This window comes from Zeimonas sediminis (genome assembly GCF_023721795.1).
GTDB classification, from domain to species: domain Bacteria; phylum Pseudomonadota; class Gammaproteobacteria; order Burkholderiales; family Burkholderiaceae_E; genus Zeimonas; species Zeimonas sediminis.
Window position 1 is genome coordinate 2,452,927 of the sequence record NZ_JAMQYE010000001.1, and the last position, 13,034, is coordinate 2,465,960.

Below are 13,034 nucleotides of genomic sequence, written 5' to 3' on the forward strand. Positions count from 1 at the left end.
TCCATGTATCGCGCGAAACAGTCAACTCAGTGCGTAACGCGCAGGTCTTCCGCGATCAGCGCGGCCGCCTTCTCCCCGACCGCCATCGCCGGAGCATTCGTGTTGGATGAGCACATGGTGGGAAAGACCGAGGCATCCGCCACGCGCAATCCGCCGACGCCGCGCACGCGAAGCCGCGCGTCCACGACCGACCCGGCATCGCCGCCCATGCGACAGGACCCGACCGGGTGATACGAGGTCTGGCCGATCTCCCGGACGTAAGCCAGCAGGTCCTCGGCACTGAGCCTTTCCGGGCCGGGGCGCGTCTCCCGCACCAGAAAGCGCGCGAGTTGCGGCTGGCTCGCGACCTTGCGAGCCAGTTCGATCGCGGCGACCGTGGCGCGCCGATCCTCCTCGCAGCCGAGATAGTTGGCGTTTATCGCAGGCGCCTCGGCTGGATCGGTCGAGCGGACATGCACCCAGCCCCTGGACAGGGGGCGGAGTGGGAAGGTGCCGATGGAGATCCCCGGGAAGTCGTCCAGGATCAGCTTGTTGGGATCCCGCGCATCCGGACTCGATAGCCAGTGCAGCTGCAGTTTCACGTCGGGCTGGCGCAGCTCGGGCGAAGTGCGCGCCAGAGCGTGGATGATCTGTCCGGAACAGCTCATCAGCCCGTTGCCCTGCATCGCCAGCCTGGCAGCCATGCCCGCCTTGCGCAGCGGGTTGCGCATGATCTGGTTGAGCGTCACCGCGCCGCGGCACTCGTAGGTCACGCGCGTGTGCAGATGGTCGTGCAGGTTCTCGCCCACGGCGGGCGCGTGGTGCACGACCGGAATACCGAGCGCCTGCAGGATCTCGGCGTTGCCGATGCCAGACAGTTCCAGGAGCTGCGGCGACTGGATGGCCCCGGCCGCAAGGATCACCTCCCGCCTAGCGCCCGCACGCCGTGTCTGACCGCCGCGCCGATACTCGACGCCCACCGCCTTCGCACCTTCGAACAGGACACGCGTCGCCAGTGCGCCGGTACGAACATCGAGATTGCGCGCCCGCCGCAGCGGCCGAAGATAGGCCTCGCGGCCGCCCCAGCGCAGGCCTCGCCTGGTGTTGAACTGCAGGTAGCCGACACCTTCGTACGATTTGCCGTTGTAGTCCGGGTTGTGCGGAATGCCAGCGGCCACGCAGGCCTCCAGGAACGCGTCCATCAGCGGCTGATTTGGTGAGAACTCGGTCACCGGAACCGGCCCCGAGTGGCCGCGATCCGGCGAGGCATCCCCCAGGTAGTTCTCGATATCCTGGAAGATCGGCTTGAGCTCGGCGCTGCCCCAACCCGGAAGATCGAATTCGTCGCGCCAGCGGTCGTACTCCGCCGGGTCGCCGTGCACCCAGATCATGCCGTTGACGGACGAGGACCCGCCCATCACCTTCCCGCGCGGCCAGAAGATGGTCCGCCCGTTCATGCCCGACTCCGGCTCGGTGAAGAAGCGCCGCAGCGCACGTTCGCCCCGCAGGATGTAGGCGACGCCTGCGGGGATCCGGATCCAGATCCACCGATCGTCCTCTCCGGCCTCCAGGAGCATCACGGAGTGGCCCTGCTCCGCCAACCGCGCTGCGAGTGCGCAGCCGCCGGATCCCGCGCCGACGACCACGAAGTCAGCGCTTTCGTCGAACTCGCTCATTTCCTTGCCCCCAGTGCTGCGATCAACGCGCGCGCCTCGTCACCCATCCGGGCGAAGCGCTTGTCGGGCTGCTCGGGGCCGGGATTGCCTGGCCCGAGCGAAGCCGGCGAGGGCTCGATCGCCAGCTCCACGAGCGCTGGCGCGGGCCCCGCGAGAATGGCGGCGATCTCTTGCTCCAGCTTCTCCACGCTGCCGATCCGCACCCCGAGTGCATAGCCGCTGGCTCGCGCCGCCGCGGCGAAATCGACCTTGCCGTTTCCGGCGATGCCAAGCGGAAAGTTGCCGTTGAACTGCACGCCGTTGGCGAAGACGAAGTGGAAGAAGTTGCGGGGCGCAGCACCCGCCACGGTCGCGAGCACGCCCATTTCCATGAGCAGGCTCGCATCGCCATCCAGGACGATCACCTTTCGCCCGGGGCAGGTCTGGGCGAGGCCCAGGGCCAGCCCCGCCGCGCCTCCCATCAGCGGCACCGACGAGAGGGACAGGGGCGCGGAAGGGGCGATTTCGTCCATGGCCTTCATGGCGCTCATCGTGGAAACGACGATCGCATCGCCGCGGACGCGCTGCACGACACGACAGGCCTGTTGGGTGGTCATGGTCATGATCGGGCCCCCTCAGTCCCACAGTGTGTAGTTGCCGATGATCACGGCGCTTGGCTGCATGCGCTGCACGGCGGAGCGCCAGGCGACTTCGATCGCAGGCACGTCGTCGTCGCACTCGACCTTCCAGCTCGGAACACCCAGTGCGTCGAGCACGGGTTCCAGGAGGCTGACTATCCGTCGCCCCGACTTGCGCGCGTCACGTCCCACATTGGCGAACTCCCGACCGAACTGACCGATGACGAAGAGCAGGGGCATTCCGGCATCCAGGCCGCAGGCGCGCAGCGAGTTCACGCAGTTGTGAAGCCCCTGGTTCTGCATCAGAACCGCCGGGTTGCGTCCGCCTATGTACTGGCCCATTGCCACGTGCACGGCCTGGTTCTCGTTCGCGCAGTACGTGACCATGAACCGCTGTGGATCGCGATCCAGGTGGGCATGAACCGAAAGCTGCACGAAGTCCGGCACCGTGGTGATCGAATCGATACCGCAGCGCGCGAACGTCTCCACGATGCGGCGCCCGCTTGCGGCAGGGGGTCTTGACTCAGTCATCGAAAGCAGTCTCCTGACAGTCCGGGTGCGCCGCTTGCGTCGCGCGGTTGTCCGGAATGTAGGGTGAAAGGTGATGCACACATAGCTAGTTTTTTTTATTGGGCGATGCCAATATCTGATCGCCATGAAGACGCCCCTGCCGGCTTCCGACCCCGCTCCCGACGCCACCGGCGCCAGCGTTCTGGTGCGGCGGCTTCGCATGCGCCACCTGGAGCTGCTGGAAATTCTTGCGGACGCCGGCACCGTCCGGGCGGCCGCGGGACGAATGCGGCTGACTCAACCGGCCGTGACGCGCATGCTGAAGGAAATAGAGGAGCTGTTCTGCGGCCAGATGTTCGAGCGCAGCGCGCGCGGCGTCTCGCCGAATGCACTGGGCATGCTGCTGGTGGAACGGGCGCAGGTGCTGATGCAGGAGGTCAGGGCCACGGAACGGGAGGTCGTTCTTGCACGGCAGGGCCAGGTCGGCCTGTTGCGCATAGGAACCTATTCCGGTTCCCGCGCCGTCCTGGAGGCGGTGGCCAGGCTGACGCGCGAGGATCCGAGACTCACCGTCGAGCTTCGAGAAGCGCAGATCAACGCGCTGCTCGACGCGCTGCTGCGCGGCGATCTCGATTGCGTGGTGGGTGCGGTGCCGCCCGACGAACTTCGCAGTGCACGCATCGACCAACTGCGGATGGAGCGCCTCAGGGACGATCAGATCTCGGTCGTGACGCCGAGGGACAGCCCTTGGGCGCGCAGGCGGCGAGTGGGCTGGCTGGATCTGGCCGGTGAGCGCTGGGTGCTGCCGCCGAGGGATTCCCTTCTCAGGCGGGCCTTCGTACAGGTCTATCTGGAGTTGGGCACCGTGCCACCGGCTGCGGCGGTCGAGTCAATGTCGCCGCTGAACGTGCGCACTCTGGTGGCGCTGCACGCGGGCAATCTGGGCCTGATGCGTTCCGAACACGCGAAGGAAGAACAAGACCTGGGCGCGCTTCGCATCGTACCGGTGACGCCGCCACTGACGCTGCCCCCGCTCGTGGTCTTCACGCGTCACCGGCCCCGCGTGCGGCAGGCCCTGGTGGACCGGTTCGTCGCTGCCGTGCGAGCGGCCCAGGTAGGCGGAAGGATCCGGACGCATCCGAAATAGGGGCAGCGCGAGGGGCGGCCAGGGTGTCCGTCGCGGGTCGGACCGCGCTGACTCCTAGCGCCTCGCCCCGTCCGCGGCGGAAGCAGCCACCTCAGCGTTCGCCGAGGAGATTTCAGGGTACTGCTCCAGCTTCAGGTACAGCGTGGCCCTTGCAATGCCCAGCCGCCTGGCCGCCTGCAGCCGGTTGCCGCCGGTGGCGCGCAGCGCGTCGCGGATCGCGGCGCGCTCGAGCTGCGCGATGCGCTCGGCCAGCGACGCGTGGGGCGCGGCGGGTTCGGGCGGAGGGTCGTCGGCCCCCGCGTGGACCGCGACGGGGGACGGCGCGGCATTCGCCGGCCGATCGCGTGGATCCCCGGCGACCGGCCCACCCCTCGCGACAGCGTGCGCGATGCCCGCCCGCTCGGTCGTGGCGGCCGGTGCCGCGATGCCCGGCTCCGCGCCCGCCGGCTCCGCGCCGATCTCCGGCAGGACATCCCGGAACGCATCCAGCGTGAGCCGGATCCCGTCCCACAGCGAGCAGGCCCGCTCGAGCACGTTGCGCAGCTCTCGCACGTTGCCCTTCCAGGGCAGCCGGGCGAGCGCGTCGATCGCGTCGCGGTCGATCTCCTTGGGCTGCATCTCGTTGTCGAGCGCGATCTGCTCGAGCAGGTGCTCGCACAAGGGCTCGAGGTCCTCGACGCGCTCGCGCAGCGGCGGCAGGCGGATAGGCAGCACGTTGAGCCGGTAGTACAGGTCGGCGCGAAAGCGCCCCTGCTCGACCAGCTGGCCCAGGTCGATGCTGCTGGCGGCGATCACCCGGGCGTCGAAGCGCACGACCGCGTTCGAGCCCAGCGGCTCGAACTCGCGCTCCTGCAGCGCGCGCAGCAGCTTGGCCTGCAGGCCCAGCGGCATGTCGCCGATCTCGTCGAGGAACAGCGTGCCGCCGTCGGCCAGCCTGAACTTGCCGTCGCGGCCGCGCTTGTCGGCGCCGGTGTAGGCGCCGGGCGCCACGCCGAAGAACTCGGCCTCGAGCAGCGTGTCGGGGATCGCGGCCACGTTGACCGCGATGAACGGATGGCGCGCGCGCGACGAGGCCGAGTGGATCGCCTGCGCGAGCAGCTCCTTGCCGGTGCCGGTCTCGCCGAGCAGCAGCACGGTGGTGTTGAGCACCGCGGCCCGGCGCGCGCGGCTCTTCACGTCGAGCGCGCGCTCGCTGTTGCCGACGAAGTTGGAGAAGGTGTAGCGGGTGCGGCGCTGGCGGGCCAGCTCGCTCTGCGCCTGTGCGAGCTCGGCCTGCAGGCGGGAAAGCTTGCCCATCAGCGGCTTGAGCGACTCGACCCGGTCGTACAGGATCAGACCCACGGCGCCGATCACCTCGCCGGCCTCGTCGTGCACCGGAAAACGCGAAACGATGTAGGTTCCGGCCTTGTTCTCGAGGATGTCGAGCAGGATCGGCTTGCCGGTCTCGACCACGTGCCGCATCAGCGTATTCGGCACGATCTCCTCGACCGGCCGGCCGATGACGTCGCCCGGGTCGTTGAAGCCCAGGCTCTGGATGTTGCGCTGCCAGCGCTCGTCGATCCAGACGATGCGCGCGGCCTTGTCGACGACCAGGATGCCCTCGCACATCTCCGACAGCTGGTCGAAGAAGGTCTGCGCCGCCAGCCTCAGCAGGCGGTCGGAGTCGTGCCAGGCTTCGAGCGTTCGGGGCATCGAACGATCATAGCGGAACGGGCGCGGCCGCCGACGCCCGCATCGGCGCCGGGCCGCGCGGCGCGCGCCCGCGCCACGGCTATCATGCCGGGCAACGAGTCGGGAGGCGGCAAGGTGAAGGACATCGCGAACTGGATAGACGGCGCGCCGGCCCCCGGCATCGCCTGGTTCGACAAGCGCACGCCGGTCGACGGCAGCGTAGTGGCCCGGGTGGCCGAGGCCGGCCAGGCCGAGCTCGACCGGGCGGTGGCGGCGGCGCGCAGGGCGCTCGCCGGGCCCTGGGGCAGGCTGCCGCTGGCCGAGCGCTGCGCAGTGCTGCACAAGGTGGCGGCAGGTATCGAGGCGCGCTTCGACGAGTTCCTCGCCGCCGAGATCCAGGACACCGGCAAGCCGCGCAGCCTGGCCAGCCACATCGACATTCCGCGCGGCGCGGCCAACTTCCGCGTGTTCGCCGACACGGTGCGCAACGTGGCCACCGAGTGCTTCGAGACCGACACGCCCGACGGCCGCGGCGCGCTGAACTACGCGCTGCGCCGGCCGGTCGGCGTGGTCGGCGTGATCTCGCCGTGGAACCTGCCGCTGCTGCTGCTGACCTGGAAAGTGGCGCCGGCGCTGGCCTGCGGCAACACGGTGGTCTGCAAGCCGTCCGAGGAGACGCCGCAGACCGCCACGCTGCTCGGCGAGGTGATGAAGGAGGCCGGCGTGCCCGACGGCGTGTACAACGTGGTGCACGGCTACGGACCGGGCTCGGCCGGCGAGATGCTGACCCGCCACCGCGACGTGGACGCGATCACCTTCACCGGCGAGACCCGCACCGGCACCGCGATCATGAAGGCGGCGGCGGAGGGGGTGCGCGCGGTGTCCTTCGAGCTGGGCGGCAAGAACCCGGCGATCGTGTTCGCCGACTGCGACTTCGACGCCGCGATCGAGGGCACGATGCGCTCGGTGTTCGCGAACTGCGGCCAGGTCTGCCTGGGCACCGAGCGCGTCTACGTGGAGCGGCCGATCTTCGAGCGCTTCGTCGGCGCGCTGGCCCGCGCGGCGCGCGGCCTGAAGCTGGGCCCGCCGGAAGACGCCGCCACCGGCATGGGGCCGCTGATCTCCGAGGAGCACCGGCGCAAGGTGCTCGCCTACTACGAGCGGGCCCGGCTCGAGGGCGCGACCGTGGTCACCGGCGGCGGCGTGCCGTCAATGCCCGGCGCGCTGGCCGGCGGCGCCTGGGTCGAGCCGACGATCTGGACCGGGCTGGCCGACGACTCGCCGGTGAACCGCGAGGAGATCTTCGGCCCCTGCTGCCACGTGGCGCCCTTCGACACCGAGGACGAAGCGATCGCGCGCGCCAACGACACCGAGTACGGGCTGGCCGCGGCGGTGTGGACGACGAACCTGTCGCGCGCGCACCGCGTGTCGGCGCGGCTCGAGGCCGGCATCGTCTGGGTGAACTCGTGGTTCCTGCGCGACCTGCGCACGCCCTTCGGCGGCTCGAAGCACTCGGGCATCGGCCGCGAGGGCGGCGTGCACTCGCTAGAGTTCTACACCGAACTGAAGAACGTCTGCATCAAGCTCTAAAGGAGCGCCCCCTTCCATGGACAGCCTTCGAATCCCGGGCCAGCGGCTGCTGCACTCGCCCGGCCCTACGCCTATCCCCGACGAGGTGCTGTCGGCGATGCACCGGCAGTCGATGGACCTGGCCGACGCGCGGCTGGACCGGATCATCGAGGCCTGCGAGCAGGGGCTGCTGGCGCTGCTCGACGCGCCAGGCTGCGATCTGTACATGTACGCGGCCAACGGCCACGGCGCCTGGGAGGCCGCGATCGCGAACCTGGTCGCGCCGGACAAGGCGGTGCTGGTGCCGGGCACCGGGCACTTCTCCGAGTCGTGGGCGATCCAGACCGAGGCGCTGGGCCGCAAGGTGGTGCGCGTGCCCTGGCGGCCGGGCTACCCGATCGATCCGCAGGCGGTCGAGGACGCGCTGCGTGCGGACGCGGCCGGCGAGATCGCGGCGGTGTTCGTGGTGCACACCGACACGGCCAGCGGCGTGAGCAACGACCTGGCGGCGATCCGCGCCGCGATCGACGCGAGCGGCCACCCGGCGCTGATGGTGGTCGACGTGGTCGCCTCGCTGGCGGCCGCGCCGTACTCGATGTCGAAGCTGCCGGCCGACGTGACGATCGGCGCCTCGCAGAAGGGGCTGATGCTGCCGGCCGGACTGGGCTTCGTCGCGGCGAACGCGAAGGCTGACGCGCTCGCGCGGGCCAATCCCACGCCGCGCTTCTACTGGGACTGGCGGCGCCGCAAGGACGCACTCGGCTACCGGAAATTCTGCGGCACGCCGCCGCAGCAGTTGCTGATGGGGCTCGAGGCCTCGCTCGCGCTGCTGTCGCGCGAGGGCATGGACCGGGTCTTCGCGCGGCACGCGCGACTGGCCGGCGCGGTGCACGCGGCCGTGTCGGCCTGGCGGGAGGGCGGCGCGATCGACTTCTTCTGCAGGGTGCCCGCGGCGCGATCGGTGTCGGTGACCACGATCGCGGTGGCCGAGGGGGTGGACCCCGATGCGATCCGGAGCCTGGCGCGCGAGCGCTTCCAGGTGGCCGCCGCCGGCGGCCTGGGGCCGCTCGCAGGCAAGGCCTTCCGCATCGGGCACCTGGGCGACCAGAACGAGGCGACGATCCTCGGCGCGATCGGCGGCATCGAGGCCGCGCTCAGGACGCTCGGGATCCCGGTGGGCGACGGCGCGGCCGCGGCGGTCGCCGCCCTCAGCGAGCCGGATCAGCGCACGTAGAGAACCCGCATGCCGAGCTGCCGGCCGCCCACGCGGTCGAGCACGCGCACGGTGACCTGCCGGCCCTCGAAGCCCTCGGGCAGCGGCAGCTTGCCGCGCATGTGCCGGTAGCTGGCGAAGGACGCCGGCACCGGGTCCAGCGCCACCGTGTCGTTGCGGCCGCCGCGGCTGCCGGCCACGATCAGCTCCATCACGCCCTCGAAGGGCTTGCCCTCCTTCTGGTCGCGGGTCAGCAGCACGTGGTAGTCGAGCTGGCCGGCGACGTTGGAGAAGTTGGCCGCGCGAATCGCGATCGCGCCGCCGCGCGGATCGGGCGGCAGCACCTCGGCGAACATCTCGATGTCCGCCTTCAGCGGCGCCACCGACTCGCGGGCCGCGGCGAGCTCGGTCTTCAGCTTCTCGTTCTCGGTGCGGGTCGACTCGATCTGGCGCGCGGCCGCTGTCGCCGCCGACTTCGCCTCGGCAGTCGTGCGGTCGAGCTCGCCCTGCAGGCGCTGGCGCTCGGACTCGAGCTCCGCGAGCCGGTTCTGCAGCCGCTGCGACTCGGCCGGGGTGAGCCGTGGCGGCAGGTAGTTCTCCTCGGCATAGAACAGGCCGCCCGCGCCCAGCACGATGCCCAGCATCAGGATGATCAGCCAGCGCGGGATCGGGAAGCCCGAGCGGCGGCTGGAGCCGTAGGGGTCGAAGACGACCGGTTTGTTTCTGCCGAACAATGCCATCGTGCGTGGTTTCCTTCTTGTCGGGGCGCGCCAAGCCTTTGCAGAGGGCGAGCGCGTCCCCGAGGCGAGCCCTTGTCGGGCTCCGATCGTGGCGGAAGGCCGAGTTTAGACGCGCGGGCGGCGAAAGGCCAACGCCCCGGCGGCGAGGGGGCTCAGCCCGCCACCGCGCCCCGCGACTGCCCGAGCATCGCCCGCAGCCCCGCCAGCTTCGCCTTCGCGGCGTCGGCGCTGACCGTGGCGCCGGCCTTCGGCCGCGCGTCGAGCTCCATCTCGGCCAGGAAGCGCGACGGCACCTGCGGGTACTTCTCGCGGCCGCGCTTGCGCTCGCGGCACCACGTGAGCGTGAGGCTGCGCTGCGCGCGGGTCACGGCCACGTACATCAGCCTGCGCTCTTCCTCGATGCGGGCGGCCTCGCGGACGGCGGCCGGGCGCGCCGCCCCCATGGCGCCTTCCGCGCCCGACGACGCTGCGCGCGTTCCGGCCCGTCCCTTCGCACCGTCGCCCGCCGCATCGGAACCCTCGGCCTCGTCCGCCTCGTCGCGCGCGAGCCCGCCGTGGTGCGGCAGCAGCCCCTCCTCGCAACCGACGATGAACACGTGCGGGTACTCCAGGCCCTTGGACGCGTGGATCGTGGTGAGCCGCACCGCATCCGCGTCGGCGTCCTTGCGGTCGAGCTGCGACAGCAGCGACACGGTCTGCGCCAGCTGCAGCAGCGTGGAACCGTCTTCCTCGGCCCGCTTCTTCAGCCAGTCGACGAAGTCGCTGACGTTCTGCCAGCGCGCGGCGGCGACCTTGTCGTCGGCGGTGGCGAACAGGTGGCCGCGGTAGTCGATCGCGGCCAGCAGGTCGTCGAGCACCTCGGCCGCCGGCTCGCGCTGCGCGCGCCAGGCGATGCGGTTGACGAACTGGCCGAACTCGCGAAGCGGCTCGAGCTGGCGCGGCGCGATGCGGTGCTCGCAGCCGGTCTCGAACAGCGCGGCGAACATCGACACGTGGCGCTCGCCGGCGTAGGTGCCGAGCGCCTCGAGCGTGCCGGTGCCCACGCCGCGCTTGGGCGTGGTGACCGCTCGGATGAAGGCCGGGTCGTCGTCGTCGTTGGCGAGCAGCCGCAGGTAGGCGAGCAGGTCGCGGATCTCGGCCCGCTCGAAGAAGGACTGTCCGCCCGACAGCACGTAGGGGATCTTCTCCTTGCGCAGCGCCTGCTCGAAGATCCGCGCCTGGTGGTTGCCGCGATACAGGATCGCGTAGTCGGAGAACTTGCCGCGCCGCTCGAAGCGGTGGGCCTGCAGCCGCGAGACCACCGACTCGGCCTCGGCCTCGTCGCTGTCGCAGGGCACCACGATCACCGGGTCGCCGGGGCCGTGCTCGGACCACAGCTTCTTGTCGTGCAGCTTCGGGTTGTTCGCGATCAGCCGGTTGGCCGCGGTCAGGATGTTCACGCTGGAGCGGTAGTTCTGCTCGAGCTTGATCACCTTCAGGTTCGGGAAATCGGTGGACAGCCGGTTCAGGTTCTCCAGCGTGGCGCCGCGCCAGCCGTAGATCGACTGGTCGTCGTCGCCGACCGCGGTGAAGGCCGCGCGCGGGCCCACCAGCAGCTTGAGCAGCTCGTACTGGCAGGCGTTGGTGTCCTGGTACTCGTCGACCAGCAGGTAGCGCAGCTTCTCGCGCCAGGCCTTCGCCACTTGGTCGTGCTCGCGCAGCAGCTTCACCGGCAGGCCGATCAGGTCGTCGAAGTCGACCGCCTGGTAGGCGACAAGCGTGGCCGCGTAGTCGCGGTAGGCGCGCGCCACCTGGTGCTCGAGCTCGTCGGCGGCGTTGGCCGCCGCGGTGTCCGGGTCGACCAGCGCGTTCTTCCAAAGCGAGATCCGGTGCTGGGCGTTGCGCGCGACCTTGCGGTCGGTGGTGCCGAGCGCGGTCTGCAGGATGCCGGCCGCGTCGTCCGAGTCGAGGATCGAGAAATTGCGCTTGAGCCCGAGCGCGGCACCGTCGCGCCGCAGCATCTGCACGCCGAGCGAGTGGAAGGTGCTGACCAGCGGCCGCTCGGCCTCGGGCAGCCTCACCATCTTGCCCAGGCGCTCGGCCATCTCCTGCGCGGCCTTGTTCGTGAAGGTGATCGCGCCGATCGCACGCGACGGGAAGCCCGCCTCGATCAGCCGCACGATCTTCTGCGTGATCACGCGCGTCTTGCCGCTGCCCGCGCCCGCGATCACCAGGCAGGGACCGTCGAGGTAGCGGATCGCTTCGCGCTGGGCTGGGTTGAGCTGGGCGGACATCGAGACTGCGGCACGCCGGGACTGCTGGCAGGGGCCCGGATTCTAACCCGCCGGTTTCGCCGCAGCCCGGCCGGATTCGCCGACCCCGTCGCTACGGTGATGCCCCGGGCGACGCGCGACCGCGGTTAATGTAGCGGCAGCCGAAAGGATCCGACCAACGCCCCGGACGCACGGACCATGAATCGACAGGAGACCCGACCCTCGGGCCGCTCGGCGCGGCAGACGCTCGCGGCGGCCTTGCTGCTGGCCGCCTACGTGGCGATCACCGCCCTGCCGGTGCTGCTCGCCTGGGGGCAGGGATTCCCGGCCCGCCCCTGGCCCGACGAGCTGTCGTCGGCGCTCGCGATGACCAGCCTGATGGTGCTGGCCGTGGAGTTCGCGCTGTCGGGGCGCTTCCGCGGCGCCTCGTCGCCGGTGGGCATCGACGCGGTGATGCGGATGCACCAGCTCATCGCCCGGCCGGCGCTCGTCTACCTGCTGGTCCATCCGATGATGTACACGCTGCCGCTCGCCGTGCAGCCCTGGGACGACACCCGCGCCGCGACGCTCGCGCTGACGCCGGCGGCCACGGTCACCGGCATGGCCGCGTGGGTGCTGATGGCGCTGCTGGTGCCGGCGGCGATCTTCCGCGACCGCATCCCGTACCGCTACGAGACCTGGCGGCTCGCGCACGCGCTGGGCGCGGCCGCGCTGATGGCGCTCGCGATCCACCACGCGCTCGATGCCGGCCGCTACTCGGGCGCGGCGCCGCTCGGCTGGATGTGGTGGCTGGCCGCGGCGCTTTGCGCGCTGGCGCTCGTCCACGTGTGGGTGCTGCGACCCTGGGCGATGTCGCGAAAGCCCTACCTGGTGACCCGGTTGGAGCGGATCGCGCCGCGAACCTGGACGCTGGCGCTGCGGGCCGAGGGCCACCCGGGTTGCGCGTTCCGCGCCGGGCAGTTCGCGTGGATCAAGGCGGGCAGCGCCTGGCGCTTCGGCGACCATCCGTTCTCGATCGCGTCGGCGCCGGCGCAGCGGCCCGAGATCGAGTTCCTGATCAAGGAGGCCGGCGACTTCACCGGCTCGCTGCCCGACTCGGTGCCGCCCGGCTCGCGTGTCTTCCTCGACGCGCCCTACGGCCACTTCACGCTCGAGGGCCGCGACGGCGAGGGCATCATGCTGATCGCCGGCGGCGTGGGTTTCGCGCCGGTGCTTTCGCTGCTGCGCGAGCTCGCCGCGCGCGGCGAGCGGCGGCCGGTGATCCTTGTGTTCGGCAACCGGATCGCCGAGCAGATCGTGTTCGAGCGGGAGCTTCGCGACATCGCCGCGAAGATCGACCTGCGCACCCACTTCGTGCTCGGCGAGCCGCCGGCCGGCTGGACCGGCATCAGCGGCCAGCTCGACCCCGACACGCTGCGCCCGCTGCTGCCCGCCCGTCCCGAGGGCTGGCTGTACTTCGTGTGCGGGCCCACGCCGATGATCGACGCGGTCGAGCACGCGCTCGATCGCGCCGGCGTGCCGCTCGCGCAGATCGTGGCCGAGCGCTTCCGCTACGACAGCGGCAGCCCGGGGCGGCGCGAGCGCCGGATGCTCGCGGCCTTCGCCGCGGTGGCGGCGGCCAACCTGGCGGTGGCACTCGCCTTCGCGCTCAGGAGTTGAC

General features: G+C 70.8%; 10 protein-coding genes. 4 read left to right on the forward strand and 6 right to left on the reverse strand.

What is annotated here, in order from left to right:
- Window positions 1-26 precede the first annotated feature (26 nt).
- Genes M6I34_RS11605 through M6I34_RS11615 form a run of 3 tightly spaced genes read right to left on the reverse strand, consistent with a single transcriptional unit; the run spans window position 27 to window position 2,803 of the window.
- Window positions 27-1,655, reverse strand: a complete 1,629-nt coding sequence (locus M6I34_RS11605; protein ID WP_272485833.1) for a GMC family oxidoreductase — start codon at window positions 1,653-1,655, stop codon at window positions 27-29.
- On the reverse strand, window positions 1,652-2,251 hold the full coding sequence (locus M6I34_RS11610; protein ID WP_272485834.1) for a thiamine pyrophosphate-dependent enzyme: 600 nt from the start codon (window positions 2,249-2,251) through the stop codon (window positions 1,652-1,654). Before M6I34_RS11610 ends, M6I34_RS11605 begins: the two co-directional genes overlap by 4 nt.
- Before the next feature lie 18 nt (window positions 2,252-2,269).
- Window positions 2,270-2,803 carry a thiamine pyrophosphate-binding protein gene (locus M6I34_RS11615; RefSeq protein WP_272485835.1) on the reverse strand — a complete coding sequence of 178 codons (534 nt, stop codon included), beginning with the start codon at window positions 2,801-2,803 and terminating at the stop codon, window positions 2,270-2,272.
- Window positions 2,804-2,927: 124 nt separating this feature from the next.
- Here M6I34_RS11615 and M6I34_RS11620 point away from each other — a divergent pair, with 124 nt between their 5' ends.
- Window positions 2,928-3,929, forward strand: coding sequence for a LysR family transcriptional regulator (locus M6I34_RS11620; protein ID WP_272485836.1), 1,002 nt, complete (start codon window positions 2,928-2,930; stop codon window positions 3,927-3,929).
- A 54-nt stretch (window positions 3,930-3,983) separates the two neighbouring features.
- On the opposite strand, the gene M6I34_RS11625 is transcribed toward M6I34_RS11620, so the two are convergent.
- Window positions 3,984-5,621: a sigma-54 interaction domain-containing protein gene (locus M6I34_RS11625; protein WP_272485837.1), complete on the reverse strand. Its 1,638-nt coding sequence runs from the start codon at window positions 5,619-5,621 to the stop codon at window positions 3,984-3,986.
- 84 nt (window positions 5,622-5,705) lie between these two features.
- Between M6I34_RS11625 and M6I34_RS11630 the strand changes: the two genes are divergently transcribed.
- Both M6I34_RS11630 and M6I34_RS11635 read left to right on the forward strand, forming a co-directional pair.
- Window positions 5,706-7,190, forward strand: coding sequence for a 2-hydroxymuconic semialdehyde dehydrogenase (locus tag M6I34_RS11630; protein WP_272485838.1), 1,485 nt, complete (start codon window positions 5,706-5,708; stop codon window positions 7,188-7,190).
- A gap of 16 nt (window positions 7,191-7,206) precedes the next feature.
- On the forward strand, window positions 7,207-8,403 hold the full coding sequence (locus M6I34_RS11635) for a pyridoxal-phosphate-dependent aminotransferase family protein (RefSeq protein ID WP_272485839.1): 1,197 nt from the start codon (window positions 7,207-7,209) through the stop codon (window positions 8,401-8,403).
- On the opposite strand, the gene M6I34_RS11640 is transcribed toward M6I34_RS11635, so the two are convergent.
- Window positions 8,391-9,122, reverse strand: coding sequence for a DUF6776 family protein (locus M6I34_RS11640; RefSeq protein ID WP_272485840.1), 732 nt, complete (start codon window positions 9,120-9,122; stop codon window positions 8,391-8,393). The two genes, M6I34_RS11635 and M6I34_RS11640, sit on opposite strands and share 13 nt — an antisense overlap.
- Before the next feature lie 152 nt (window positions 9,123-9,274).
- Entirely contained in the window at window positions 9,275-11,395 is a 2,121-nt protein-coding gene (locus tag M6I34_RS11645; RefSeq protein ID WP_272485841.1) for a UvrD-helicase domain-containing protein, read from the reverse strand.
- Between the two features lie 177 nt (window positions 11,396-11,572).
- On the opposite strand from M6I34_RS11645, the gene M6I34_RS11650 reads away from it, so the two are divergent.
- Window positions 11,573-13,033: a ferredoxin reductase family protein gene (locus tag M6I34_RS11650; RefSeq protein WP_272485842.1), complete on the forward strand. Its 1,461-nt coding sequence runs from the start codon at window positions 11,573-11,575 to the stop codon at window positions 13,031-13,033.
- Window position 13,034: the final 1 nt, after the last annotated feature.

Coding starts and splice junctions, on each gene's coding strand:
- M6I34_RS11605 (WP_272485833.1), bottom strand. CDS start 1,655: ATGAGCGAGTTCGACGAAAGCGCTGACTTCGTGGTCGTCGGCGCGGGA.
- M6I34_RS11610 (WP_272485834.1), bottom strand. CDS start 2,251: ATGACCACCCAACAGGCCTGTCGTGTCGTGCAGCGCGTCCGCGGCGAT.
- M6I34_RS11615 (WP_272485835.1), bottom strand. CDS start 2,803: ATGACTGAGTCAAGACCCCCTGCCGCAAGCGGGCGCCGCATCGTGGAG.
- M6I34_RS11620 (WP_272485836.1), top strand. CDS start 2,928: ATGAAGACGCCCCTGCCGGCTTCCGACCCCGCTCCCGACGCCACCGGC.
- M6I34_RS11625 (WP_272485837.1), bottom strand. CDS start 5,621: ATGCCCCGAACGCTCGAAGCCTGGCACGACTCCGACCGCCTGCTGAGG.
- M6I34_RS11630 (WP_272485838.1), top strand. CDS start 5,706: ATGCCGGGCAACGAGTCGGGAGGCGGCAAGGTGAAGGACATCGCGAAC.
- M6I34_RS11635 (WP_272485839.1), top strand. CDS start 7,207: ATGGACAGCCTTCGAATCCCGGGCCAGCGGCTGCTGCACTCGCCCGGC.
- M6I34_RS11640 (WP_272485840.1), bottom strand. CDS start 9,122: ATGGCATTGTTCGGCAGAAACAAACCGGTCGTCTTCGACCCCTACGGC.
- M6I34_RS11645 (WP_272485841.1), bottom strand. CDS start 11,395: ATGTCCGCCCAGCTCAACCCAGCCCAGCGCGAAGCGATCCGCTACCTC.
- M6I34_RS11650 (WP_272485842.1), top strand. CDS start 11,573: ATGAATCGACAGGAGACCCGACCCTCGGGCCGCTCGGCGCGGCAGACG.